The organism is Acidithiobacillus sp. AMEEHan, from assembly GCF_030996345.1.
Taxonomy (GTDB): Bacteria; Pseudomonadota; Gammaproteobacteria; order Acidithiobacillales; family Acidithiobacillaceae; genus Igneacidithiobacillus.
In genome coordinates this window covers 580,855-606,388 of record NZ_CP118747.1, presented here as the reverse complement: position 1 = coordinate 606,388, position 25,534 = coordinate 580,855, and the positions used below count along the sequence as shown (strand labels likewise).

At 53.0% G+C, this 25,534-nt stretch carries 28 protein-coding genes; 17 read left to right on the top strand and 11 right to left on the bottom strand.

What is annotated here, in order from left to right; all coding sequences use genetic code 11:
• The 3 genes from ORD17_RS03120 to ORD17_RS03110 all read right to left on the bottom strand — a co-directional run bounded on the left by ORD17_RS03120 (position 1) and on the right by ORD17_RS03110 (position 3,218).
• Positions 1-1,656 (bottom strand): APC family permease, encoded by a 1,656-nt coding sequence (locus ORD17_RS03120; protein ID WP_308389442.1) that lies wholly within the window; start codon positions 1,654-1,656, stop codon positions 1-3.
• Positions 1,657-1,929: 273 nt separating this feature from the next.
• Positions 1,930-2,421, bottom strand: coding sequence for a GNAT family N-acetyltransferase (locus tag ORD17_RS03115; RefSeq protein ID WP_308389441.1), 492 nt, complete (start codon positions 2,419-2,421; stop codon positions 1,930-1,932).
• Between the two features lie 8 nt (positions 2,422-2,429).
• Positions 2,430-3,218 (bottom strand): carbon-nitrogen hydrolase family protein, encoded by a 789-nt coding sequence (locus tag ORD17_RS03110; protein ID WP_308389440.1) that lies wholly within the window; start codon positions 3,216-3,218, stop codon positions 2,430-2,432.
• Positions 3,219-3,902: 684 nt separating this feature from the next.
• Between ORD17_RS03110 and ORD17_RS03105 the strand changes: the two genes are divergently transcribed.
• The 16 genes from ORD17_RS03105 (at position 3,903) to ORD17_RS03030 (ending at position 20,944) form a co-directional block, all read left to right on the top strand.
• Positions 3,903-4,988 carry an ABC transporter ATP-binding protein gene (locus tag ORD17_RS03105; RefSeq protein ID WP_308389439.1) on the top strand — a complete coding sequence of 362 codons (1,086 nt, stop codon included), beginning with the start codon at positions 3,903-3,905 and terminating at the stop codon, positions 4,986-4,988.
• A 1-nt stretch (position 4,989) separates the two neighbouring features.
• Complete coding sequence (locus tag ORD17_RS03100) at positions 4,990-5,907, top strand: ABC transporter permease (protein WP_308389438.1); 918 nt, start codon at positions 4,990-4,992, stop codon at positions 5,905-5,907.
• Between the two features lie 26 nt (positions 5,908-5,933).
• A complete protein-coding gene (locus tag ORD17_RS03095; protein WP_308389437.1) occupies positions 5,934-6,710 on the top strand; it encodes an ABC transporter permease in 777 nt (258 codons plus the stop codon).
• Between the two features lie 40 nt (positions 6,711-6,750).
• Positions 6,751-7,830, top strand: a complete 1,080-nt coding sequence (locus tag ORD17_RS03090; protein WP_308389436.1) for a spermidine/putrescine ABC transporter substrate-binding protein — start codon at positions 6,751-6,753, stop codon at positions 7,828-7,830.
• A gap of 110 nt (positions 7,831-7,940) precedes the next feature.
• Positions 7,941-9,323 carry an APC family permease gene (locus tag ORD17_RS03085; protein ID WP_308389435.1) on the top strand — a complete coding sequence of 461 codons (1,383 nt, stop codon included), beginning with the start codon at positions 7,941-7,943 and terminating at the stop codon, positions 9,321-9,323.
• 89 nt (positions 9,324-9,412) lie between these two features.
• A complete protein-coding gene (locus tag ORD17_RS03080; protein WP_308389434.1) occupies positions 9,413-10,159 on the top strand; it encodes an SDR family NAD(P)-dependent oxidoreductase in 747 nt (248 codons plus the stop codon).
• A 56-nt stretch (positions 10,160-10,215) separates the two neighbouring features.
• Complete coding sequence (locus tag ORD17_RS03075) at positions 10,216-10,902, top strand: gamma-glutamyl-gamma-aminobutyrate hydrolase family protein (RefSeq protein ID WP_308389433.1); 687 nt, start codon at positions 10,216-10,218, stop codon at positions 10,900-10,902.
• Positions 10,903-10,965: 63 nt separating this feature from the next.
• Entirely contained in the window at positions 10,966-12,309 is a 1,344-nt protein-coding gene (locus ORD17_RS03070) for a glutamine synthetase family protein (protein WP_308389432.1), read from the top strand.
• A gap of 24 nt (positions 12,310-12,333) precedes the next feature.
• Positions 12,334-13,332: an aminotransferase class III-fold pyridoxal phosphate-dependent enzyme gene (locus ORD17_RS03065; RefSeq protein ID WP_308389431.1), complete on the top strand. Its 999-nt coding sequence runs from the start codon at positions 12,334-12,336 to the stop codon at positions 13,330-13,332.
• The gene (locus ORD17_RS03060; RefSeq protein ID WP_308390040.1) at positions 13,221-13,730 is read left to right on the top strand and encodes an aminotransferase class III-fold pyridoxal phosphate-dependent enzyme; all 510 of its coding nucleotides are present in this window, start codon (positions 13,221-13,223) and stop codon (positions 13,728-13,730) included. Before ORD17_RS03065 ends, ORD17_RS03060 begins: the two co-directional genes overlap by 112 nt.
• A 103-nt stretch (positions 13,731-13,833) precedes the next feature.
• A complete protein-coding gene (locus tag ORD17_RS03055) occupies positions 13,834-15,066 on the top strand; it encodes a glutamine synthetase family protein (RefSeq protein WP_308389430.1) in 1,233 nt (410 codons plus the stop codon).
• Positions 15,067-15,134: 68 nt separating this feature from the next.
• The gene (locus tag ORD17_RS03050) at positions 15,135-16,343 is read left to right on the top strand and encodes an FAD-binding oxidoreductase (RefSeq protein ID WP_308389429.1); all 1,209 of its coding nucleotides are present in this window, start codon (positions 15,135-15,137) and stop codon (positions 16,341-16,343) included.
• 10 nt (positions 16,344-16,353) lie between these two features.
• The gene (locus tag ORD17_RS03045) at positions 16,354-17,667 is read left to right on the top strand and encodes an aspartate aminotransferase family protein (RefSeq protein WP_308389428.1); all 1,314 of its coding nucleotides are present in this window, start codon (positions 16,354-16,356) and stop codon (positions 17,665-17,667) included.
• Positions 17,668-17,676: 9 nt separating this feature from the next.
• Complete coding sequence (ald, locus tag ORD17_RS03040; RefSeq protein WP_308389427.1) at positions 17,677-18,789, top strand: alanine dehydrogenase; 1,113 nt, start codon at positions 17,677-17,679, stop codon at positions 18,787-18,789.
• A gap of 11 nt (positions 18,790-18,800) precedes the next feature.
• On the top strand, positions 18,801-20,309 hold the full coding sequence (locus ORD17_RS03035) for an aldehyde dehydrogenase (protein WP_308389426.1): 1,509 nt from the start codon (positions 18,801-18,803) through the stop codon (positions 20,307-20,309).
• Positions 20,310-20,386: 77 nt separating this feature from the next.
• A complete protein-coding gene (locus ORD17_RS03030; protein WP_308389425.1) occupies positions 20,387-20,944 on the top strand; it encodes a cupin domain-containing protein in 558 nt (185 codons plus the stop codon).
• A gap of 100 nt (positions 20,945-21,044) precedes the next feature.
• On the opposite strand, the gene ORD17_RS03025 is transcribed toward ORD17_RS03030, so the two are convergent.
• Positions 21,045-21,242 (bottom strand): hypothetical protein, encoded by a 198-nt coding sequence (locus ORD17_RS03025; protein WP_308389424.1) that lies wholly within the window; start codon positions 21,240-21,242, stop codon positions 21,045-21,047.
• Between the two features lie 151 nt (positions 21,243-21,393).
• On the opposite strand from ORD17_RS03025, the gene ORD17_RS03020 reads away from it, so the two are divergent.
• Positions 21,394-21,699, top strand: a complete 306-nt coding sequence (locus ORD17_RS03020; RefSeq protein WP_308389423.1) for a hypothetical protein — start codon at positions 21,394-21,396, stop codon at positions 21,697-21,699.
• A gap of 4 nt (positions 21,700-21,703) precedes the next feature.
• Here the strand turns inward: ORD17_RS03020 and ORD17_RS03015 are convergent, their stop codons facing one another.
• The 7 genes from ORD17_RS03015 to ORD17_RS02985 form a co-directional block, all read right to left on the bottom strand.
• A complete protein-coding gene (locus ORD17_RS03015; protein ID WP_308389422.1) occupies positions 21,704-22,288 on the bottom strand; it encodes a TMEM175 family protein in 585 nt (194 codons plus the stop codon).
• A 31-nt stretch (positions 22,289-22,319) separates the two neighbouring features.
• A complete protein-coding gene (locus tag ORD17_RS03010; protein WP_308389421.1) occupies positions 22,320-22,556 on the bottom strand; it encodes a hypothetical protein in 237 nt (78 codons plus the stop codon).
• Between the two features lie 31 nt (positions 22,557-22,587).
• Entirely contained in the window at positions 22,588-24,183 is a 1,596-nt protein-coding gene (locus ORD17_RS03005; protein ID WP_308387600.1) for an IS66 family transposase, read from the bottom strand.
• A 15-nt stretch (positions 24,184-24,198) separates the two neighbouring features.
• Positions 24,199-24,564: an IS66 family insertion sequence element accessory protein TnpB gene (tnpB, locus tag ORD17_RS03000; RefSeq protein ID WP_308387601.1), complete on the bottom strand. Its 366-nt coding sequence runs from the start codon at positions 24,562-24,564 to the stop codon at positions 24,199-24,201.
• Position 24,565: 1 nt separating this feature from the next.
• On the bottom strand, positions 24,566-24,865 hold the full coding sequence (locus ORD17_RS02995; RefSeq protein ID WP_308387602.1) for a hypothetical protein: 300 nt from the start codon (positions 24,863-24,865) through the stop codon (positions 24,566-24,568).
• 83 nt (positions 24,866-24,948) lie between these two features.
• The gene (locus ORD17_RS02990) at positions 24,949-25,155 is read right to left on the bottom strand and encodes a hypothetical protein (RefSeq protein ID WP_308389420.1); all 207 of its coding nucleotides are present in this window, start codon (positions 25,153-25,155) and stop codon (positions 24,949-24,951) included.
• A 3-nt stretch (positions 25,156-25,158) separates the two neighbouring features.
• Positions 25,159-25,509: a glycine zipper domain-containing protein gene (locus ORD17_RS02985; protein ID WP_308389419.1), complete on the bottom strand. Its 351-nt coding sequence runs from the start codon at positions 25,507-25,509 to the stop codon at positions 25,159-25,161.
• Between the last annotated feature and the right edge of the window lie 25 nt (positions 25,510-25,534).

Genomic DNA, 25,534 nt, shown 5'->3' with positions numbered 1-25,534 from the left:
TCAAACGCCTAGATCTGGCATTTTTCCAAGCTGCTCGAGATAGGCGCGCGATTCCTCATGAGGCACCGCGCAACGAAGTGCCAGCCAAAGGATAAATAAACTATACAACGCAACGAATGCCATATCCCAGTAGAAGGAAATCCAGCCGATCCCGCCGACTGCCGATGATGGTCCGAGCTTAGTCAAAACCCACATTCCACCAAAATAAGGAACTAACCACCACCCATATTTCCAGCCAAATGATAATTCGCGATTTCTCTTGGTGATATAGAACCAGGCGATGGCGAGCAAAAGGAATAATAGCAACATCCCAAACAAGAAATCCAATGTTTGCACGCCAGACCAAAAGATAATTAGGTTAGCTGCAATAAACGCGAATGGTGCGATTATAGAGGCGCCCCAAAGGCGAAATGGTCGATGTACGTCCGGCGCTGCGCGGCGCATCTGTAGAAGTACCACAGGGCCGAGACCGTACGATAGGGACGTTACGGATGCGACATAGGTCGTCATTTTTTGCCAGGATGGAAACGGTATCAAGAATAATAACCCCACGGCAACAACGGCAAGCACAGCGATAAACGGAGTTCCAGTTTTATTGATCGTTCTAAGGTTTCCAGTTGGTTTTTTGGGATACAATTCGCCAATTGCCATCGTGATTCTAGAACTTGTTGTGGTGTACATCATGGCAGTACCGGCTGGAGAAACCAAAGCATCCGCGTAGAGCAGGTATCCTAACCATCCCAAACCGATCATACCGGCTATAGCAGCAAAAGGACCATTAATACCAGGGAAGGAGATGTTTTCCCACCCCTTTTGGGCAACATATTTCGGATCTACACCAAGCAAAAAAGCATATTGCAATGCGACATATATTATTATTGCCGTAACCACTGAAAAAATAACGCCCACGGGAACGCTTACCTGTGGCCGTTTCGCCTCCCCACCAAGTTCGACCGCTTGTCGGAAGCCGAGGTAGCTGAACACGATTCCTGTGGTCGCAATGCTTGAAAACATGCCTTGCATGTACGTAGCATGATGATCCGCGGCGACGTGCAAGTTTTCTGGATGAAACGCAAAGCTCAGAAACAAAACGATCGTCAACAATGGAATTATTAACTTTACCACCATCAGCGCTCGACTCACATTAAGAATGGTTCCAATCCTTAACAGGTTGATGGCCGCCAACAGCATCATAAGTCCTGCACTTACAATGAAGCCGAGTCCGCTCAGCAATGAACTATGCACGGCGAGCAAGCCAGGAATGTAGTTATTCGCATAAGTAACTATTGCCACCACTTCAGTGGGCGCGGTGGTGACATACCCCAAAAACAATATCCACGTCCACACCATTGCCAGCATCGGACCGTTACCTACCCGGCTTATGTGTACTGCCGATCCACTGCGCGGAATGAGAGGCCCAAGCTCTGCATAACAGAGCGCGAGGGAGAGAATCAATATCCCACCTATGGCCCACGACCAAACGCCGTATGGTCCAGCTACCTGCGCTGTTTCCATTGGACCGAGAAGCCACCCTGAGCCGACGATACCTGTCAAACTCGCAAAGAGGAGACCTATCGTTGTCCCATCCCGTCTAAGCCCGCGTGCAAGCGAGAGTTTTACTGAAGTTTCAGGAATCATGTTGTCTGTCGTAGCCATTGCGGAATCTCCTTAGTAATTACGACACCGCGAAGCAAAGGTCGTGCCGCATACCAACACCCATCGATAACGTCCCAACACTCAACTCAAGATCATGTAATCAATAAGTTACGCCCCCTTTGGGGAGCCACTCCATGATTTTTAGAATACCCTGAATACCGGCCAGAACAACGCAAACCTGCGCTGCACTATGTTAGTGCAGCGCTTCGCGGCATGCACAGCCGACTAAAAAACATGCACGGCTTTGGTGCGCTGGCTCACACCCGTCGCTAGCTACTTGCCGAGCCACTTTTGCCAAAATTCTGCTGAGCCGCCAATGGGATTACTGTATGGCGAAAAGCCGAGCCGACGATACAAATGTTTCGCACGAACATTCTCCGAGAGCACCTCGAGGGTTATCTTGCCGAAACCAGAGTTCTTGGCATATTCGATCACGTGTGTTAGAAAGGTTGTTCCAACCGCTCTTCCTTGCCATGGTTCAGAGACAAAAAAATCATGTATGTTCAGTAACGGTTCTCCTTGAAAGGTTGAAAATCCCTCAATTGTTATCGCCATGGCGACGGCTTCGACATCAATGTATCCCAAGAACGCGTGCACCCAGAGCCGACGTCGCCCGAGATTTTCCCACAAGCTACTAAGCCTATCTTCCGCAATAGGTTTTCCTTGGCCTATTGGCAGAGTGGCATATTCATTCAGAAGGGTAAGTAGATGTCGCTTGTCGACATCAGAATCATAATTTACCTCGGCAAACCTCAGGTTCTGCATCCCTTACCCTATCCTGCGATGGCTTCGGGAAACACTGAGGAATCATTGACATAATTATTCATTAAGCGAGTTTCCTTGATTTGTTCTATATCAGCATCAGCCATTAGTAGATTTTCTCCCGCACCTGATTTACTTAAGACGTTGCCCAATGGATCACAGATGATACTTTTCCCGAAGTATTCAAAACTGTCATCATCTCCATAATAATTAGCATACACAATAAATACCCCATTCTCCACGGCACGAGCTGGGATTAGTATGTCCGAAACAAAATCGTAAGGCCGCATATTTGCTGTTGGCACCAAAATGATCTCTGCACCTGCCCGAGCGAGGGCCCGCGTCAACTCAGGAAACTCAATGTCATAACAGATCGCAAGTCCATATTTTACACCGTTTATCTCTATCGGCTTATGGATCTTCCTGCCTGCTACAAATTGTGTCCTATCAACGTCTCCAAACAGCATATATTTACGATACGTATCTATTCCGATAGCTGGCGAGATCAGGTTCGCAGAATTATACACATTTCCGAACTTATCCAACTCTGGGTACCCGTAGACGATAGTTATTCGATATTCGGAGGCTAATGTAAACACACGCTCCGCAGTCTCTCCATCACTTTCTTCGGCATGCGAACGCACCTGCTCGCTCCCGATAGCGTAACCAGTTGTAAACATTTCCGGAAATACCAATATGTCGACGGCATCCGCACGGGCTTTTTCGCAAACTCTCTTGATGAGATCGACACGTTCTTGTTTATTGCACGTTACAGATGGGGCACATTGGTACGCCGCCACTCTCGGACTCCGTCGCCGCACGTTTGCCGACATGTCCTGGTTCATCATCGCGCTTGTTCCCCTGGCCGAGTCAATAGTCATCATCTGGCCAACCAAGCATATATCAGGCCACGCGCGACGGCCCCTTATCGCAGATGCTCATGATTACGCGAGGACGCCAGCGCCTGCTGGAGGTGCGCGTGCTCATGTCGCGGGCTGTGGGTGGAGCAGGAAGCAATAGGCAGATACCTTGCGCAAGAAAGCGCGATCATCGCACCGTGCTGAGGAAAAAGCAACGGTGAGGGCATCGTAAGCGGGGGCTCTATCCCCTTGGCTTCAGCTATCACCAGAAGCACGCTATCCGCCCGCGACAGCGTCGAGACACGCCACGCCACTTTCGCCGCTCAGCCTCGTCCGATCAGACAGTCCTACCGACGAGGAATCGTCAGTTCCAAACACGCCTTGATTGCGCAGGAACAAGCGCCAGTGTCACCTGATCGATCCGTTGGAACACATTCACTGCCAACCACTAGACCCACATCCGTTGTTCCGTTTCGGGGCAAATCGCACCATTAGAAGGCATTCCTGCACCACTACGAGGCTTACCGTTCTGCAAACCACCCAAATCAGAAGCTAAACAGCACGCGGCACTTGGCATAGGTTATGCTTAGAATATTAGACAGACGACGATTGCAGGAATGAGTTGTGCTGGAACTAGCTACCAAGTCAAACGATACTCTGATCACACACCTTCGCAATGCTCAAGATGCGCATGGCAGCATATACTTGCGGGACCTACAGAAGACTTATGCGAATGGTTACGTGGCAACTGAAGACGTGACGTTGCACATACCTGCCGGTTCGTTTTTCACCCTACTCGGTCCATCAGGATGCGGAAAGACCACCCTTTTACGGATGATCGCTGGATTTGAGAAACCAAGCGCCGGCGATATATTCCTCAACGGTCAATCAATCGTTGACGTTCCGGCATTTAGAAGGCCAATAAATACGGTTTTTCAGTCGTATGTTTTATTTCCACATCTAACGGTATATCAAAATGTCGAGTTTGGCCTGCGCATGCGCGCTATTAAATCTGCTAAAAGAGCCCACCTGGTCAATGCCATACTCGAATCAATGCAACTCGGATCTTTCGCTCAATATATGCCAGCACAATTGTCCGGGGGACAGAAACAGCGGGTCGCGCTTGCACGTGCGTTGATCAACGAGCCTGAAGTTCTACTACTAGACGAGCCGCTCTCGGCGCTAGACGCTAAGCTGCGCCGCGAGTTGCAGGTAGAATTGCTGCGCCTTCAAAAAAGTCTAGGTACGACATTCATATTTGTAACTCATGATCAGAGTGAGGCAATGATCATGAGCGACCATGTGGGCATTATGCAACAAGGTAGACTGCGGCAGGTTGGACAGGTCCATGAGGTTTATGAGCGTCCGAAAAGCGTCTTCGTCGCGCGCTTCCTTGGCTTGCCTAATATCCTCCGACAAGAGGATCTAGGCGATTGGCTTAAAACATCCAGACCCGCGCACCACGTAATGATGCATCCGGAAAATATCAAGTTCTCCGTTTCTATCTCCCAGAGAGAAAAACATATTAACCTAAACGGCGTAATCAAGGAGCGCCTTTACCAGGGTGCGCGGACTGATTACGTCGTGGCGATAGCCGATCACCCGGATCTTCTGGTTGCGGACAGCAGCGCAGGCCACCGTTCGAGGGACGTAGGCAGCGAGGTTACTCTGTCGATCTCTGCTGACGATATTGTGCCGCTGGAAGGATAGGATGAGATCGTCAATACGCAGACTAACCACAAACACTGACGGCCGAGCCTCATCTAAAGGGAGACACGCGTTAGTTCCTGGCCTTCTCTGGATTACCCTTTTTTTAGTATTGCCAACCTTTCTTTTCCTCCCAATCGCATTCACTTCTACCAACCCCTACGGCCTGCCGGCACTACCAATAACCATGCATGCCTTCCGGGAAGTCATGGGATTCAATTTTCTCGGATGGTCCGCGGCTAACCTGCAGATCATATTCCGCTCTCTGTGGCAGGGCCTAGTAACCACCGTGGTATGCTTGGTTATCGCTTACCCCGTCGCTTTTTTTATCGCAAAGTCAAGAGATTACATAAAACCGTTATTGCTAGTTCTGCTGATTTTACCCTCTTGGACCAACCAAGTAGTGCGTGCCTACGCATGGATGGAGCTATTGGGGCCGAATACGTTTATTTCACATTTTGCGGTAGCTCTCGGCTGGATTGATCAGGATATGGGATTATATCCCAGCGCCGTAGCAGTATTCATTGGCTTAGTATATAGCTATTTGCCATATATGGTCATACCGATTTTCGCAAGCTTAGATGGCCTTGATTGGTCTCTAGTAGAAGCTGCATCAGACTTATATGCGAAGCCATCCCGGGTATTCGTGTATGTTATTCTCCCGCAAACATTGGGTGGAATCTTGGTGGGCGTAATTCTGGTCCTGATCCCTTCCTTTAGTAACTACATAATTCCAGAACTAATGGGTGGTAATAAATCTCTAATGTTGGGCAATTTGATTGCTGGACAGTTTTCTACCACGCCGGACTGGCCTTATGGTGCAGCACTTTCAATCACGATGATTTTTATTTCATTCATTCTCTTGGCCAGTATAAAACTACTGACGAAGAGTGCGACCATGACATCCGGGGCTATGTTGTGAGAAGCATAAACATACATCGCAGCGCCATGGGAGTGGCTTGGCTAACATATATTTTCTTGTATGGCCCCCTTATTCTTGTTTTTTGGTATTCTTTTTTGCGCTCTGGGACCGCTGGTATTAATAGCGGTTTTACGGCACATTGGTACACTGCAGCAGTCGACTCGGCCACCGTTCGCGAAGCTTTCCTAAACTCCATAACACTCGCCTGTGGATCGGCAATCATCGCAACTGTATTAGGCACAGTTCTCGCCTATGGACTCCAGCGTGGGAGCGAACGAGCGCGCGCCGGAGCGAGCTATTTGATATACCTACCGATCATTATGCCGAGCATCATTTTCGGAATTGCCGACATGATCTTCTTTCATTTTATCTACCTTGGTACCGGCCTATTACAGGCCGGGCTTTGGACCATGGTAATTGCGCATGTCACTTTTGAGCTTCCATACGTCGCGCTGCTGGTGTACAGCAAGCTACGTAGCCTAGATCCAGATCTACTGCTCGCTGTCAATGATCTGTATGGCAACGGCCGGAAGGCGCTCCTGCATTTATTTATTCCCATTCTTACGCCGACGTTAATTGGCAGTTTTTTATTGGTTTTCACGCTTTCCTTGGACGACCTGGTAATTAGCTTTTTCACTGCGGGGCCCGAGAGTGTAACAATCCCTATTTATTTATATGGAGCAATTGCAAAAAAAGGAGTGACTCCAGAGATCAACGCGATAGCGTCTATCCTGGTACTCGCGAGCATCGCTATTTCTCTTGCCGGCACAATCATTCGACGAGAGACCAGACAAGCATCGTAAACACTTTTAGCCAACGGCAACAGCACAGGAGATGATTCAAATGAAGACGAATAAGATTCGCAACACTATCGTTGCAGCCGCGGTTTGCGGGGTATGTGTCCCAGCTTTCGCCATGGCGGAGCCGACGTTATACTTATTCAACTGGACAGACTATATGTCGCCAAATATCATTAAAAAGTTCGAGGCGAAATATCACTGTAAGGTAGTGCAAAATTACTACAATTCGCTCGGGCAAATGGAGGCTAAGCTAGAAGCGGGAGGCGACTCTCAATATGATATCGTGGTGCCGTCAAACTATTTTATCAAACGCATGGTAGATGCGGGGCTGCTGAGCAAGCTCGACCCTAAGAAAATTCCCAACTTAAAGAATCTTCTACCACAGTTCAAAAACCCTGAATACGACCCGCTTAATGCCTATAGTGTTCCCTATCAATGGGGGATGACTGGCATCGGCTATGATAGTAGTAAAATTACTCTTCCGAAGAACGTCGATGGCTGGGCAATACTTTTCGATCCCAAGCTTAACGACAAGTATCCCTTTGCGTTAATGGGGGGGAGTGGACAGGACACCATTGGAGCTGCCTGCGCGTACCTGGGATACGGGTTCAACTGTACGGGAACCAAAGATTGGGAAGCGGCGGCAAAACTTATAGTGGCTACAGAAAAACGGCATAACTTTAGCGGGTTTCTTGATGGCACGCCAGCACGACACGCCCTAACGAAAGGAGTCATTGCTGCCGGCATTATGTTTAGTGGAACCATTTCCTACGATATACTTAAACATCCAAAAAAATTTGCACATATTCGTTACGAGTTACCTAAATCCGGTGCAGAGATCTGGGTAGATAACATGTGCATTCCCAAGAATGCGCCAGACAAGGCCCTAGCGTACGACTTTATCAATTTCATTTTGAGCCCCAAAATAGGCGCAGAACTATCTAACTACAACAACTACGCATCTCCTAATCAGGCTTCTATTCCTTATTTGAAGCCGCTCTTGAAAACGCCTTACTACCTTCCTCCAAAATCCGTATTGGCACACCTACGGTATCTACCAGAGTTGTCTGGTAAACAATTGCAGGAATACAACCAAATCTGGACGGCAATTCGAAGTCAGTAATAACAACGGCGTGTCCCACCGGGTTTAGGGCCTGGTGGGACGCATGTCGATATTATTTATTATTTGATCACGTATTCCGGCGCTCAAGCGCTGTGCTCTGGAGAATTAACATGGGAAACAATTTACGTAAAGATAGTCTTTCGTTTCTGGAATCCATTGTTATGGGCATTGCTGGCAGCGCGCCGGCCTATACGATTGCCGCTACCACGGCTGCGCTCGTAGGCACGGCGGGTGTTCTGGCGCCTGGGAGCCTGTTAATTTTTGCAATTCCCATGCTTGGGATCGCCCTTGCATACAAGCTGCTCAATCAACGCATGCCCAATGCTGGTGCGGCTTATGAGTGGACCAGCAAGCTATTTGGGCGCCTAACTGGCTTTTTATCTGGCTGGGCCTTGATAGTCGCATCACTGGTGTTTATGGTCACCGGAAGCATGCCTATAGCCACATCTACGCTCGATTATGTTGCGCCCCATCTCAGCAATAACGTCGTTGTCACGACATCGGTTGCGACGCTCTGGTTTCTTGCTATTGCCCTTGTGCTGATTACCGGTATCAAGCTGACTAGCAAATTGCAGATGATCATGAGCACAATTGAGCTGGTCATACTAGCCATCGTCGGAATCGCAGCATTTGCTCATGTTTCTATACATGGCGCGGTTAACTCTTTTTCCTGGTCATGGTTCGGCTTCAATTATTCTGCCGCTACTTTTGCTGAATCTGCTTTGGTGGTGATTTTCTTCTACTGGGGATGGGATGTCACCTCTAATCTGAGTGAAGAAACGAAGGATGCGAAAAGAAATGCTGGAAATGGCGGTTTTGGCAGCGTTTTTGTCACCATCACGTTTTACGTGGCATTCACTCTCGCGGCGCTATTCCTGTTTTCCGTGAAGGACGCCTCTGGGCTTAGCGATAACATTGTCTATAATATCGCCATGGCATCCGGGTTAGGGAGAAGCGGCGGACTGTTGGCCTCCATCGCGGTGATCTTATCTTCCATAGCGACGTTAGAAACCACCATGCTACAATTTTCCCGCACCTTGTTCGCCATGGGACGTGACGGCGGGCTTTCGCGCTTTTTGGGGGTCGTAGATCCTCGTACCCAAACCCCCGTCCGCGCCATGTACGTGCTGATTGGGCTTGGTGTCGCAACCCTCTGGGCGTCCTCTTTTATGCCTTCTATCAGCATGATCATCAATGATTCCGTCAACGCTATCGGCATACAGGTCGCCTATTATTACGGGCTAGCTGGTCTGGCTGCCGCGTGGCTTATGCGTGGCAGCTTTCGCTCCTCTTGGCTTCATGGGTTGGCATTCAGCGCCTTTCCTGGGCTTAGCGGGATTTTCCTCTTCGTAATGGCCGCCTACGCCGTCACCACCTTCGGCCTTGTAACCAACCTCGTTGGCGTTGGCGGTTTAGTCATTGGCCTCCTGTTTTTCCGGCGCCAAAAGAGAGGCACGACCAGTCCTGCCGAACCTGTTTTCGTAGCAGAATAGTCTACTTTTGATGATCGTTTTGGTAACCGTGGTCGAGAAAACTGGGGCAATTACCCTGATTTCTGGTCACTCTTCTGGAGATCTTCGTTATGCATAACAAACCCGTCGCCGTCGTCACCGGGGCATCATCGGGCATCGGCGCAGAGACAGTTCGGCTGCTTTGCGAAAACGGTTATTTAGTATTCATGGGCGCTCGGCGTCTTGATCGGCTACAGGCATTGGCGGAGAAATATTCTGCCATCCCAATCGTCCTTGACGTCAGTTCTGCAGAATCTGTCCACAGATTTACGGAAGAATTGCCAGACAGTGTCCAAGTACTCGTTAACAATGCCGGCGGAGCCCTTGGTCTGGAGCAAGTTGCCGAGTTTGATGAAGCCCACTGGCTAGAAATGTATCAGTCCAATGTTCTGGGCTTGGCACGCATGACCAAGGCCTTATATCCGCGCCTACTGAGCCGTCCCAACCCAGTTTCTCATGTCTTCAACATTGGTAGCGTTGCGAGTTTTGAGACCTATCCTGGGGGAGCCGGCTACACTGCATGTAAGCATGCCGTTCGTGCCATTAGTGAGACTATGCGTTTAGAGTGGCTGGGCAAGCCTATTCGTGTTACTGAAATCGACCCCGGTTTTGTTGAGACCGAGTTCAGTTTGGTGCGCTTTGGCGGCGATGTCGCTCGGGCAAGCAGCGTTTATGCCGGAATGGTGCCACTGACGGCAACCGACATCGCCGAAACCATTCTCTGGTCCATTTCGCGGCCACCGCACGTCAATATCGATGTCATGGTTGTGCGACCTTTAGATCAAGCCCGCATCGACAAAATCCATAGAGAGGCATAATGGCGGCAAAATCCGATTACCACAAACAACCTCTCATTGGCCTAAGTAGTTATGCCATGGATGAAAATGGACGCTACACCTTGCCGGCCGAGTATGTCCAAGCGGTATGCAATGCGGGGGGTATGCCGGTGCTTTTACCCCCGACTGAGGTGGCCAGCAGGAATCTTTTGTGTCGGCTGGACGGGGTAATCCTCACCGGGGGAGGAGATGTCTCGCCCAAGCTATATGGCGGCAATGAGAGGCATATCGCGCTCTACGGGCAGAGTGCCGTGCGCGATGAGTTCGAATGGCGCCTGATTGATTCCATTCTCGCCTATGACATCCCACTCCTAGGTATTTGCCGCGGTATGCAACTGCTCAACGTGTATCTGGGCGGTACGCTGCATGAACACCTACCAGACATTTTTGGGGAACAACTGCCCCATCGCAGTGATAAGCCTGGGCCAATCTTGCATCCGGTCTCTTGCGACCCGCGAAGCCGGCTTGGGGGCATATTGGGTGAAAGCGAGTTCGAGGTTGCCTCTTGGCATCATCAAGCAGTTGATCGCATTGGTTCCGGGCTGACAGTAGCTGCATGGGCGAGTGACGGGGTGGTGGAGGCCATAGAACTTGCCCAACATCGCTGGTGTGTAGCGGTTCAGTGGCATCCAGAACTTCCCAGTGCCGGTAACCGATGCCAGGAGGCCCTTTGGTTGGGCTTTGTCTCCGCGTGCGAACATTATAATAGACATAATATCGAATAACCATTGACGGAAGTATCATCAATGACGTATAGTGTTTAATATACTCTACGAGAGGGCAAAACCATGAGCTCCCAGGGCTTCACAGCATGGTTCACGCAAAACGGCATCACTGAGGTCGAATGTTTAGTGCCCGACCTTACCGGTATCCCGCGCGGCAAAATTGTTCCGGCTGGCAAATATCTGTCCGGTGGCACCCTGCGCTTACCCGAATCGATATTTTCGCAGACCGTCACGGGGGAGTATCCCGAGGACGAAGAGACAGGCTCTGATCCTGCCGGCATCGACATGTTTCTCCTTCCTGATGAAAGTACGCTAAGAGTGGTGCCTTGGGCGAAGGAACCCACAGCCCAGGTCATCCATGATTGTCAGTACATCAAAGGTGGCATTGTCTCCATCGCCCCACGGGCTATGCTTCGCGCAGTGCTTGAACTTTATGCCGCGCAGGGTTGGCGGCCGGTCATCGCACCTGAATTGGAGTTTTATTTGGTCGCTCGCAATACTGATCCCGACTATCCATTGGCGACGCCAATAGGTAGGTGCGGCCGGCAAGAGTCAGGGCGTCAGTCGTATAGCATTGATGCGGTGAACGAATTTGATCCGGTGTTCGAAGAGATGTACGACTTTTGTGAGCTGCAGGGTCTAGACATTGATGCGTTGATTCACGAGGAGGGCGCCGGGCAAGTTGAGATCAACTTTTTGCACGGCGATCCCCTTCAACTAGCGGATCAGATCTTTCTTTTCAAACGGACCATGCGGGAGGTTGCATTGCGTCATGAGATCTTTGCGACTTTTATGGCCAAACCCATGGAGAATGAACCTGGCAGTTCGATGCATTTGCACCAAAGTGTCGTAGACGCAAAAACTGGCGAAAATCTCTTTGGCGATAGAGACGGAGAGACCAGCAACGCGTTTCTTTCCTTTATTGGTGGATTGCAGAAATATCTGCCAGCAGCAATGGCTATTTTCGCGCCAAATGTCAACTCCTATAGGCGGCTTACACGTCATTCCGATGCGCCCATAAATTTGCAGTGGGGATATGACAACCGTACCTGTGGTTTGCGCGTCCCATATTCTGATTTAGCTAATACGCGAGTTGAGAACCGTGTGCCGGGTGCCGACGCCAATCCCTATCTAGCAATCGCTGCATCACTCGCGTGCGGTTACCTCGGTATGATTGAAGGATTGAGTGCGACGCCGCCTTATCGTGGTTCCGCGTATGATCTGCCGTATGCTCTTCCACGTGAGCTTTCCCATGCAATCAAAATCATGGAGAACAGCGCAGAGCTACAGCGAGTCTTGGGGGAGCGTTTTGTCAGAGTCTTTTCCGCCGTAAAACGCTTGGAATACGAAACGTACCTGCACGTAATCAGCTCTTGGGAGCGGGAACACTTACTGCTTAACGTCTAAATTCATAGGACGAAGGGGACTTCCATGGACCTATCTGCAAGCCATTTACGCAATTGTGACCTCGAACATCATTTACACCCTTTTACTGACTTCGCTGCGTTGGCTGCAGAAGGGGGGTCGCGCATTATCAGTCGTGCCGAGGGTGCCTACATCTGGGATATTGCGGGGAACAAAATCCTCGATGGTATGGCTGGGCTCTGGTGCGTCAACATTGGTTATGGTCGAAAAGAACTGGCTGAAGTAGCCAGTGCGCAAATGCAAACGTTGCCATATTACAACACTTTTTTTAAGACAGCGACGGTTCCAAGTATCAAGCTCGCTGAACGCCTAGTAGACCTGACTCCTGCAGGTCTCAACCACGTCTTTTTTGCCAATTCTGGTTCCGAAGCCAATGACACCATTGCGCGGATGGTGCGCTATTACTGGGAACTAGAGGGGCAAGCGCAGCGGCAAATCATCATCGGGCGACAATTTGGCTACCATGGCAGCACTACCCTTGCCGCGAGTATTTCTGGGCCTCACATGCACGGCCAAGGTGGCGTGCCTTTGCCGGGATTTTCTCATATTCGCGCACCTTATCGCTTTGGCGCCGAAGACCCCGGTCAGGACGCCGAAGCATTTGGACGTGCCGCGGCACAAGCATTGGAAGAAAAAATTCTCGAGCTTGGCGCTGAGCGCGTGGCTGCCTTTTATGGTGAACCTGTGCAAGGCTCTGGTGGCATGATTGTCCCGCCATCGTCTTACTGGCCCGAAATCCAGCGAATTTGTAAAAAATATGGCGTGCTTCTCGTTGTAGACGAGGTGATCACTGGATTTGGCCGCACCGGACGTTGGTTTGCTTCGGAGCTCTACGATATCCAACCCGACCTCATGACCCTTGCGAAAGGGCTTTCCTCAGGCTACCTCCCAATATCTGCCGTCATGGTCGGCGATCGCGTTGCCGACACGATTATCCACAAAGGGGGGAGTTTGCGCACGGGTTTACCTACTCCGGCCATCCCGTTTCTGCAGCGGTCGCCCTAGAAAATTTGCGCATCATTGATGAGGAACACTTGATCGAAAACGCAGGCAACGTCGGGGCATATTTACAAGCATGTCTGCACCACCTGGAGGATCACCCTCTGGTTGGTGAGGTACGCGGGGTCGGGCTGCTTGGAGCGATTGAGCTTGTGCAATGCAAGTCGCCTCGTCAGTTTTTCTCTCCTCTCGGCGAAGTTGGGACGCGCTGCCGCAACCATTGCTTTGCCAATGGACTGGTCATGCGCGCTGTGCGTGACACCATGATCATTTCGCCGCCGCTCATTTTTACCCGAGCGCATGTCGACGAATTGATCAGTAAGGCGCGTATCGCCCTTGATCTGACCTTGGCGGATTTGGAGGCAACATCTCCAAAGGACATCAATCATGCGCCAATATCCTGATCCCTCGGGCGTTGCAGAAGAGACAAGGATTAGTAGCCAAACCGTAGATTTGCTCCTGCCTGATCTGAATGGTATTCCTCGTGGGAAAAGAATCCCTGCAAGCATGCTAGATAAGGTCTTACGCGATGGTGTCAGTTTACCTGCATCCATCTTTGCCATTGACATTACGGGAAATACCGTCGAAGCGACGGGCTTGGTCTGGGAGTGCGGGGATGCCGACCATCTTTGTTTTCCAGTGGCGGATAGCCTGCATGCTGCTCCTTGGCGAGGCCCGTCAGCCGCGGATCTGTTGCTGACCATGTCGACACCATCAGACGCCAGCTTTTTTGGTGAGCCTCGTGCTCTTGCACAGCGCATGATTGCGGCGCTCGCGGCCTTAGGCCTCACGCCACAGGTCGCATTCGAGCTGGAGTTTTATCTTCTCCCACGGCGCGATGGAGCGTCTGTTGCGCCAGATACGTTGAGCGCGCCAGGAGACATCCAAGTTTACGATCTCGATAGCATTGACGCATACGGACCCTTCTTTTCCCTACTTGAGAGCACCTGCGCAAAATATGGCCTGCCTCTCGAGGCGATCGTTTCGGAAAATGCCCACGGTCAATTCGAGGTAAACCTTCACTACCAAAAAAATGCTTTGCGAGCAGCTGATGACGCCTGGTTTCTAAAGAGAGTAGTGAAGGGGGTGGCTGCGTCCTGTGGTTACACGGCGACCTTCATGGCCAAACCTTACGCGCAAGATGCGGGATCGGGTCAGCACGTCCACGTCAGTCTGGTAGACGAGGCAGGAGACAACGTATTCTCGCGTAGTCCGGAGCACTTGCACCATGCTTTGGCAGGGCTGCTACAAATGCTGCCCGAATCAGTGGCCCTATTTGCCCCCCATGCGAATTCCTACCGCCGTTTTCAGGAGGGCTCTTATGCGCCAACTCTGGCGTGCTGGGGGGAAAACAATCGTACTGCAGCATTACGTATTCCTCGCTCCGAGGCAGACGCCCGACGTATCGAACACCGCTTTGCCGGTGCCGACGCCAATCCCTATCTCGTCCTTGCCGCAGTCCTCGCAGGAATTTTGCACGGCTTGCGTGAGCGTCTGCCCGCACCCTCTGCAATCTCTGGCAATGCCTACGCAAATGGCGTCGCCAGCAGCGACCGTGGCACCATGCTTCCGCGCGACTGGCAGTCGGCACTGGATTTTTTGCTTACTGGGTCGCATTTGGCAGCCATGTTTGGCGACCCCTTCATCCACCTTTACACAACAGTAAAACGCCACGAGCTACAGACCTTACAAAGTAATTATCACCCCCTCGAATATCAATGGTATTTCGAGCGTAGCTAGGGAACCCGATGATAGACACTACCAATTATTATCAGGCGACCCGAAATCGCTCTCTTTCTACCGCAGAGTTGGCGGAGGACGTACGGGCCGATGTTTGTATCATCGGTGGCGGTCTAACGGGTGTATCAGCAGCTTTAGAACTTGCTGAAAAAGGCTACAAAGTCGCTCTAGTGGAGGCTCAGGACATTGGTTGGGGTGCGTCTGGCCGGAATGGTGGTCAGATTGTTCCGGGGCTTGCAACTGATATTCGGGTGCTAGAGAAATTGGTGGGGACGGAAACGGCAAAGATACTTTGGGACTTTTCTTTGGGCGCCATCGAGTCGATTCACTCGCGTGTTCAGAAACATCAAATTGACTGCGATTTGCGCTCTGGCTATCTCCACGCAGCAATAAAAAAACGTCAGGTGGAGGATCTTCTCTCCTGGCAAACTGCGTTAGATCGTTTTGGCCATCCACCAACAAAACTGCTGCGCGGTGCCGCGCTCCGTGGCGCGCTGGATAGTCCTCGCTACCTCGCAGCTTTGTCCGACCCTGCTGGCGGGCATCTGCATCCATTGAATTACACTCTGGGTTTAGCTCAGGCTGCGCAAGAAGCAGGGGCACAGCTTTTTGTACGTAGCCCAGTACGACAGATCAAACCCGGAACAGAGATCGTCGTAGAGACACCGAAAGGCGCGATACGCTCAGGGTTTTTGCTCGTCTGTGGGAACGCCTATCTCGGGCAATTACTGCCCAGCATTTCTCCCTATGTTATGCCCGTCGGTACCTATATCGCAGCTACCGAACCACTCGGTGAAGATCGCGCTCGGGCGCTGATCCCGAGTCTCGCGGCTGTAGCTGATCTGAATTTCGTTTTGGATTATTTTCGCTTGTCTGCTGACTACCGTCTCTTATTTGGCGGCCGCGTAAGTTATTCCACTGTACCGCCACCGCAATTAGGTAGCGCCATGTTACGACGCATGCACAAGGTTTTTCCTCAACTTATCGGCGTGCAAGCAGAGTACGCCTGGGGTGGGAATGTGGCGATAACGCGCAACCGCGCTCCCCACCTTGGGCGCTTACGCGATAACCTATTTTTTGCCCAGGGCTTTTCTGGTCATGGTGTCGCGCTGACCGGTTGGGCAGGCAAGCTGATGGCGGAATTGATCGCCAAACAGTCGACAGATTTTGACGTTTTTACCCGTATTCCGCATCGCAAGTTTCCGGGTGGACGATGGTTGCGTACCCCGGCCCTCCTCCTCGCTACTACTGCCTATCGTTTGCTCGACCTTGTGTAAGGAGATCCTCATGTCCACAACAGCAGCCCTCGAAGCCTTTTGGATGCCCTTTACCGCGAACCGTCAGTTCAAGTCCGCACCACGTCTTTTGGAACGCGCCCAGGGTATGTTCTATTGGGACGATCAGGGATGCGAGATTCTGGATGCCACCGCTGGGCTCTGGTGTGTGAATGCCGGGCATTGCCGGCCAGAGATCCACAGCGCGATTACCGAACAAAGCCAAAAAATGGATTTTGCGCCGACCTTTCAGATGGGGCATCCTCTTCCCTTCCAGTTCGCCGACCGGCTGATCCGACACACGCCCGCTGGATTGGACCATGTTTTTTTTACCAACTCCGGATCGGAGTCTGCCGATACCGCCCTGAAAATTGCGCTCGCCTACCACTATGTGCGAGGAGAGACGGAGCGAAACCTATTTATCGGGCGGGAAAAGGCATATCACGGTGTTGGTTTTGGTGGCATCTCTGTGGGCGGTTTGCCAAATAATCGTCGTGCCTTTGCCGGGAACCTCATCCCCGCCGACCACTTACCACATACCTTGGACCAAGAGCACAATCGTTTCCATGCAGGCTTACCCCCCTATGACACCTCACGCGCAGATGCTCTTGAAACGCTGATTAGCAAACATGGTGCGCAGCGCATAGCAGCCGTCATCGTCGAGCCGGTGGCGGGATCAGCAGGGGTAATAGTACCGCCGGAGGGATACCTGCAGCGATTACGTAAAATCTGCGACGAACACGGTATTCTGCTGATTTTTGATGAAGTCATTACCGGTTTTGGACGCCTTGGCACTCCTTTCGCGAGTCAGTTCTTTGATGTCGTTCCGGACATCTTAACGACAGCTAAAGCGTTGACTAACGCCGCCGTGCCAATGGGTGCCGTCTTTGCTAGCACAGCAATCCACGACGCTTTCATGCTTGCTCCGGAAAATCAAATCGAATTTTTCCATGGCTATACGTACTCTGGGCACCCCTTGGCCTGCGCAGCCGGGCTCGCGACTCTGGATATTTATGAGGGCGAGGGACTGCTGACGCGCGGCGCAGAGATGGCTGCTCCCTTTGCCGAGATGGTGCATAGCCTGCGCGACAGCCCAAATGTGCGGGATATCCGCAATCTTGGCCTAATGGCTGCCATCGAACTCGAACCCCGTTCTGATGCCATTGGTGCCCGCGGTTACGCGGCAATGGTTGAAGCATTTTATCGTGGGCTTCTAATTCGTGCCACAGGGGATACGATTGCGCTATCTCCTCCCCTAATCATCGAACTCAAACATTTGGACCGGATCTATCAAACTCTGCGTGATGTATTGCGCTCTATCTCGTGAGGACATTTTATGAAAATCGGTGTTCCTAAGGAAATCAAAAACCATGAATATCGGGTGGGTATGACACCTGCAGGTGTACGTGAGCTTTGCGCGAGCGGGCATCATGTGTTTGTTGAACGGCTTGCCGGCGCAGGCATCGGACTGAGCGATGAAGACTATCGCAAGGCCGGCGCAGAAATTTTGCCGGATGCGGAGGCAGTGTTTGCTGCCGCAGACATGATTGTAAAGGTCAAGGAGCCACAGCCGCAGGAGTGCCAACTACTGCGCGCAGAGCAAATATTGTTCACGTACTTACATTTGGCCCCCGATCCAAAACAGGCGAAACTCTTGATGGAATCAGGCGCAGTCGCCATTGCCTATGAGACGGTTACGGATGCAAATGGCCGCTTGCCGCTCCTCGCACCAATGAGCGAGGTCGCCGGCCGCATGGCAGTGCAGGTGGGGGCTTACTGTCTGGAGAAAGCACAAGGTGGCGCAGGGATTCTCTTGGCTGGTGTGCCTGGTGTCGCCGCTGGCAAGGTGGCCGTTCTTGGCGGCGGCGTCGTCGGTTTGAACAGTGCACGTATGGCGGCAGGACTCGGGGCCGATGTCACCATTCTCGACAAATCCTTGCCAAGATTGGCGGAAATCGATGCACTCTATGGTCCCCGTATCAAGACCTTGTATGCCACGACAGAAGCCATCGAAAAGGCGGTGTTTGACGCCGATCTGGTCATCGGCGCCGTCCTGGTTCCCGGCGCCAACGCTCCCAAGCTGGTCAGCAGAGCCATGTTGAAACAAATGCGTCCCGGCTCCGTTCTGGTCGATGTGGCCATTGATCAGGGAGGGTGTTTCGAAACCAGTCATCCCACTACCCACGCCGATCCAACCTATGTGGTCGACGGTATCGTGCATTACTGCGTTGCCAACATGCCTGGCGGTGTCGCGCGCAGCTCTACTTACGCTTTGACCAATGCCACCCTGCCTTTCGTCAAGCAGCTGGCAGATCTCGGTTGGCGTGGGGCGCTGGCGAGCAACCCACATCTGCGCGCTGGACTGAATGTCGTGGATGGCCATATCGCGCATCCCTCGGTTGCCTCGGCGCTTGGGGAAACGTTGTTTGAAATACATCAACTTTTTTGAGGGAGGTCACTATGCACAGCATTCCCGAACGAGCCTATTGGTGCAATCTAGCGGAAAAAATACGTTTTCCGAATCAACTACTGATTGATGGCAAATGGTGTGACGCGCAATCAGGGAAACGCTTCCCCACTATCAACCCTGCCACTGGTGCAGTGCTGGAGTTGATCGCCGAGGCGGATACCGCCGATGTTGATCGCGCCGTCAACATCGCGCGTCAGGCTTTTGCTGACGGTCGTTGGTCCGGCTTGCCGCCACGTGAGCGGGGTCGGCGATTGATCGCGCTCGCATCGCTCATCGAAAATCACCGGGAAGAGCTTGCATTGCTAGAGACACTCGACGTGGGAAAACCAATACGGGACAGTTTCTTGGTCGATCTGCCGGGAGTGGTGCGCACTTTCGCCTGGCATGGAGAAGCCGTCGATAAGGTGTATGATCAAATCGCACCGACCGATAAAGGTTCCATTGGCATGATTACCAGAGAGCCTCTGGGCGTTGTCGCTGCCGTCGTACCGTGGAACTTTCCTCTGGAAATGGCCGCTTGGAAGGTCGCGCCAGCGCTGGCAATGGGCAATAGTGTTATTCTCAAACCCGCAGAGCAATCCCCCCTCACCGCACTGCGTCTCGGGGAACTGGCACTCGAAGCTGGAATACCAGCCGGAGTGCTCAACGTGCTACCAGGCTATGGTCCGACGGCTGGCAAGGCATTGGGCCTGCATCAGGATGTCGATTGTATTGCCTTTACAGGTTCTACCGAAGTCGGAAAATATTTCTTGCAATATTCTGGTCAGTCGAACATGAAGCGTGTGTGGCTGGAATGCGGTGGCAAAAGTCCCAACATCGTCTTTGCCGACTGTCCGAATCTCGAGGAAGCGGCTCAAGCTGCCGCTGTTGCAATCTTTTTTAACCAAGGAGAGGTTTGTAGCGCTGGATCGAGACTTCTGGTAGAAAACTCTATACGCGAAGAGTTTCTCGAAAAACTCATTGCAGCAAGCAAAGACCTCCAGCCTGGCGATCCCCTTGATCCAGCGACGCGAATTGGCGCGATTGTAAGCGATGAACAGCTCCAACGAGTCATGGGTTATGTAGCCACCGCTACGCGCCAGGGCGCGCGCCTGCGCATGGGTGGAAATCAATTACGCACCGAAACCGGTGGTTACTATCTGGCTCCCACCGTATTCGACGGCGTCACCAGCGACATGACTATCGCCCAGGAAGAAATTTTTGGCCCCGTACTGGCGGTCATTGGCTTCGATAGAGAGGACGAGGCACTCATGATTGCCAACGATAGCATTTACGGGCTAGGGGCAGCAGTTTGGACGAGCAATATTGACCGCGCCCATCGTATGGCCAAGAAGATTCATGCCGGGACGGTGTGGATCAATAGCTACGAAGAAGGTGACGCCACGGTTCCCTTTGGTGGCTTTAAACAGTCTGGATTTGGGCGGGATAAATCGCTGCATTCGATGGATAAGTACTGTGACCTGAAAACCACCTGGATTCATCTGGACGTAGAAGGGTAGTACTAGAGATTGCCTCCTCCGTGACGCTCCCGTTATACTTCTCTTCGATCTGGGAGCCCACGGACACCTCACAAGCAATGAAAATCGATGAAGATATCGGCAAGAGACTGCAACTTGTACGCAAAATCTATGGGTTAACACAAAGAGAGTTATCGCGGCGTGCCGGGGTTACTAATGGAGCGATCTCACTAATTGAACAAGGCAGGGTAAGCCCATCAATTAGTTCACTCAAAAAAATTCTTGACGCAATTCCCATGTCGATTTCCGACTTTTTTACTATCGACTTGGTTGCAAGTGATAGCATTTTTTTCTCCGCGCAAGAAATGCCTGACATCTCTCTCGACAAGAAAATAATGATGTGCCTGCTGGGCGGTTCAACAAAGGGCCGCGCAATACAAATACTTCATGAATATTACCAACCGGGATCCGACACCGGCGAAACCATGCTGCGCCATCATGGAGAGGAGGGTGGTATAGTCATAAAAGGGTCTATTGAAATCACTGTTGGTGACAAAAAGAAAGTTCTGAATGCTGGCGATGGATATTACTTTTCGAGCCAGATTCCGCATAGATTTAACAATATAGGAGAAGAAGTATGTGAAATAATCAGCGCTAATAGCCCGCCGACATTTTAGGAAAGCTCCGCACCGTCTAGGTTCGCAAGTCCAGTTGGTCGGAAATACGTCGCCCTACTTGCTGTAGTCCAGATTGCTGGTCACCGTGATACTCACCTGCTCATAGCACGCAGCAATGCGGTCGTGGATACCCTCGTCCGGATATGACGTAGAGAGGCTTGAGGCCAAAATCGTCGATGATGAGCAGCCACCCGATTGCGCAGCTGATTTCGTCCTGGAGCAAGAGCGCCAGGAATTCCGTGTAAGTCTGCTCGCCCTCGATGGCTTGGCGACTGCGTGCTTCTGGGGATTGCGTCATGCCGCTGGAGATAGAGCGGCTACTGCTGTCGACTAGGGAGAATTTTCGTGTTGGCCCGTGAGATCACATCGACAAAGAAAAATAGGCGCAGCTGCACTATCCTGAAAGTAGCGGAAAATTGAACGGGGGCTTTCGTCCCAAGGAGATGGTGATGGCGCTGTGGGATGAGCCGCAGGTACAGGAGAAAATCCTGGATTATCTTGATGCACACCAAATGCTGGCAAGCTTTACCGGTATTGGTGGGGTGGCCGTGCGGGACGGGGCACACTGCCAGTGTCGATTGGTAGAAGCCGGCCAGGACCAGAACCTTCTAAGCTGTCTGGTCGATTTCGAGGAAGAAGTGGGCTTCGGTGCTGCCGAGCGGCAACGCCTGCGTCAGCAGGGTGAGCTGCACGTGGTCCTGGGCAGCGACGGGGTGGTGCGCGACGCCTGGCTGTGCCGTGGGGGAAGTTGCTGAGCGTTCATTCCGCCGCTCGTACAGCGCGTTCAATACGGCGATCGGGGACCAGCCAGAGTAGGGCTACGAGTACATATGCTGGCAAGGCCGGCCAGGGATGACCAAGAGCAGCGGCAGCAATACCTAATAGGTAGAGTAGTGGGGAAATTTTTTCCTTCCAATTTCGTCTTACGGCCGCGGCCAGCGGTGATCGCGGACCTTGGAAGGCGATGATCCGCGATTGCAGCAGCCAATATGCCAGGGCCGCGGCCAGCAAGACCATCCCATAGAGTAGGCCCGGAAGCGCGGCAAAATGATTTTCTCCCAGCCAGCCGGTGACAAAGGGAAAAAGAGACAACCAGAACAACAAGTGCAGATTAGCCCAGAGGATGCTGCCATTGACCTTGGGGCAAAGATGCAAGAGATGGTGGTGGTTATTCCAGTAAATCCCGATGTAGATAAAACTGAGAATGTAGCTGAAGAAAACCGGAAGAATCGGGATCAGGGCACTCAGGGATGTGCTCTCCGGCGGGCGTAGATCCAGAACCATGATCGTAATGATGATGGCGATAACGGCATCACTGAATGCCTCTAGGCGAGTTCTACCCATGTGTACCCCTTCCCTCGCGAAAACCTGCTTTTCAGCGGTACAGGTTTGCCTGCCCCGGACGCTGCCGGATTTGGCTCGGGCGCGCGCCTTTGGCGGCTGCCTGTCGCACCACCTCATCGATATCGTTCAGGAGTAACTGCCGTTGCGCCTCGCTGAGCAGTGGGTTGCGGGCGATGGCGTAACGCACGTTGGGATCGCGATCTTGGCAGAAGGCAGCGACTTGACCGGGACTGAGGTCAGGCCGCTTGGCGATGCACAGACGGATCACGTAATCGTAACCGGTCTCCCCGCGGCGTTCTTTATGCGGGCTTGCGGACGTGATACAGCGGAGAACGCAGGGGGTTGGCGGCGAAGTGCTCTTTCCAGAGTCTTGGGGTGAGCTGCGCCACGTCCTTGGCGGGGTGGGTGGCCACCCGTTGCAGGACATCGACGAGGTAGTCGTACGGGTCCACCCCCTGAAGCCGGCAGGTACTGAGCAGGCTCTGGATGATCCCGAGATACTCGGCGCCCAACTCGGTCCAGCAAAAGAGCCAGTTCTTCCGGCCCAGGGGAATCGGTCGGATCTGTCGTTCGATGTGGTTGCTGTCTATGGGTACGTCGGGATCTTCCAGAAAGACTTGGAGCGGACCTTTGCGGCTATGGACATAGGCCAAGGCCTTGGTGAAGAGGTTGCTCGGTAGCAGGGCGATGTCCTGGAGCTGTTGCTCTACCCAGTGGAAGAAGGCTGTCACCAGCGGCAGGGTATGTCGTCTGCGGTATTCCCGCTTGGCCTGCCCGGTGAGTTGTTTCTCCTGGATTTCTTCCTCGATGCGATAGAACTCCCGGATCTGCCGGAGGGCTTCGGCCACCCGCTCGGGCTCATGGGCCTCGGCCTTGACGAATTCTCTGCGGCTATGCGCCCAGCACTGGGCATGGACTAGCCCTTCGTTCTCTTTCTGGAACCGGGCATAGGCGGCATAGCCATCGCTCAGGAGTACGGTGCCCGGCGGCAGCTTGCCGAGTAGCTCTTCGATGTGGACCGTGCCCCGGGTGGCGGCATAGGGAAAGCAGATCTCCTGGGCATCGCCAAAGACGGGCCAGAAATACCCTCGGTGCATCTTGCCCTTCCCTGACAATCCGGCCTTGATGGGGGTTTCATCCATGGTCAGCACCCGCGATTGGCGAATGCTCTCGAACTGCGCCGCATAAATCGGTGCAAGCAGGAAGATGGAGCGTTGCACCAAGTCCGTGAGCCAGGAGCGGCTCACCCGCAGCCCCTGCTGGGTCATGCGCTGATGTTGCCGATACAAGGGCAGATGGTAGAGGAATTTGTCGATCAGGATTCCCGCCAGGAGACTGACGTCAGCCCGACCACCCTCCAAGACCGCGGCAGGCGCCGGGGCCTGGGTGATCTTTCCGGAGTCGCGCAGTTTCACTACGGGCCGCTCGTATTTGAGAACTACATAGCTGGCGGGCTCTTGGGCCAAGCGATAGCTGATCTTGGTGTCGATGATCTCATAGGCCGAAGGGTCCAGCCCCTGGGTCTCGGGAGCCGGCAGCACGATGGTTTCGACCGGCAGGCGCGATTCGTCGAAGAAGGGCAGGCTCTCTGCCTTCTCCTCGGGGCGCTTGGCCACCGTGCGGGTATGGGCAGCGACGGTACGGGTAGGAACCGGCTGTTTTTCCTGCGCCTCGAAGATCTCGCCGAGACTGAGCTGCTCTATGGGAGGAGGCGGAAGACGGCGCTCGCTCTTGGGTCCGAAGAGCTGGCGGCGAAACCAATCCAGCTGGGCTTGAAGACCTTGGATCTGTGCCTGAAATTCTTCCCGCAGGGACTGGTTGAGGAGCACCTGCAATTGCCAAGCGGCGAGGGCTTCGGGGTAGTTGCGTGGGAGCGAGGAAGTCTCTGTTTCCATTGCAGAATCATAGCGCTAACTCCCAGTTTCCGCCAGTTTTTCGGGGACTTGGCGCTGATAGCGACGGCGTGTTTTGGCCACTTCGAGGCCCTCGAGCAGGAGTTTCAAACCGGTCCAATCCAACTCCCCCGCTGGAGGTCGCTGCCAGCTCCAGAATTGGCCGCGCTCCAGGCGCTTGGCCCAGAGGCAATACCCTGTGCGATCCCAGTAGATCACCTTCATCTGCGTGGCGCGGCGGTTCACGAAGACGAAACAGTGCCCAGACAAGGGATCCTGCCCCAGGAACTGCCGCACCAAAGCCGACAGCCCGTCAAAAGACTTGCGCATGTCTACCGGTACCCGGCAGACGAAGACCCGGATGCGCCCCTCGGGAAAAAACATCTCAGCCGCGGCGAATGGTAAGGGTGCAGCCGGCGCCCAAGTCCAGACGAATCTCCAAGGAAGAAATCCCTGTCTCCCGCTCGCTTGGCAATCCCAGCTTCAGGAACTCGGGCAAGGGGGCAACGCTGGAAGATGCCGCCGTCTTTTGGCTGGCCCCACCCCGCAGCCGCTGCCGCCAGTAGTAAAATTGCGAAAGAACCAGACCCTGCCCTTGGCAAAACTGCGGCGTTGACAGCCCGCTGGTCTCTTGTGCCGTCACCATCTCCTGCCAATACCGCGTCTTTTCTTCCGAGCTGCGCATGATCTTACTTCTCCAAGCGTCCCAAGGAGCCATCATGCTGGCAACACAATACCCTCAACGAAAGAACGCCGCGGAGCGATCGCTTACACGTAATCGTCGTCGTTGGCGAATCGCGCGACTTCTTCGGGCCGCAGGTCTTGGCGACGGGCAAAATAACAGCGCGTTTGTACCCATTGCTCCTGGGCCAAGGCGTGCCGGTAGACGGTAGGAATTTCCGGGCTCAGGGCCCAGCGCAAACGGGTCTCGAGATCCAGGCTGCGCCAGTCGGGTAGCTCGCTGTCTTCCGTCATCCGCTACTGCGGGGTGCAGGTATAGCCTGGCGGGCAGCTGGGCGGTGGGGTGTTTTGGATACAATTGTATCCCGGCGGGCAGTTGGCCGGCTGCTGCTGTTGGCTTTTGGAGATTGCATAGCCTGCCAGCCCTCCCAGCCCCGCACCAATCGCCGCTCCCGTCAGGGGGCTGCCAGACTGATTGCCAACCACGGCACCGGCAACGGCACCCAAAGCGGCGCCTGCGGCAGTATCAGTGGTGGTTTTACTGTTGCCCAGAGGGCTGCTGTTGTACCCATAGGGGTTGCCATAGGGATTGTTCGCACAGCCGGCCAGCAACAGCGTTGCCAGCATCATGCCCAACCATTTTTTCATTGTCCTTCTTCTCGTTCTCTCGGTC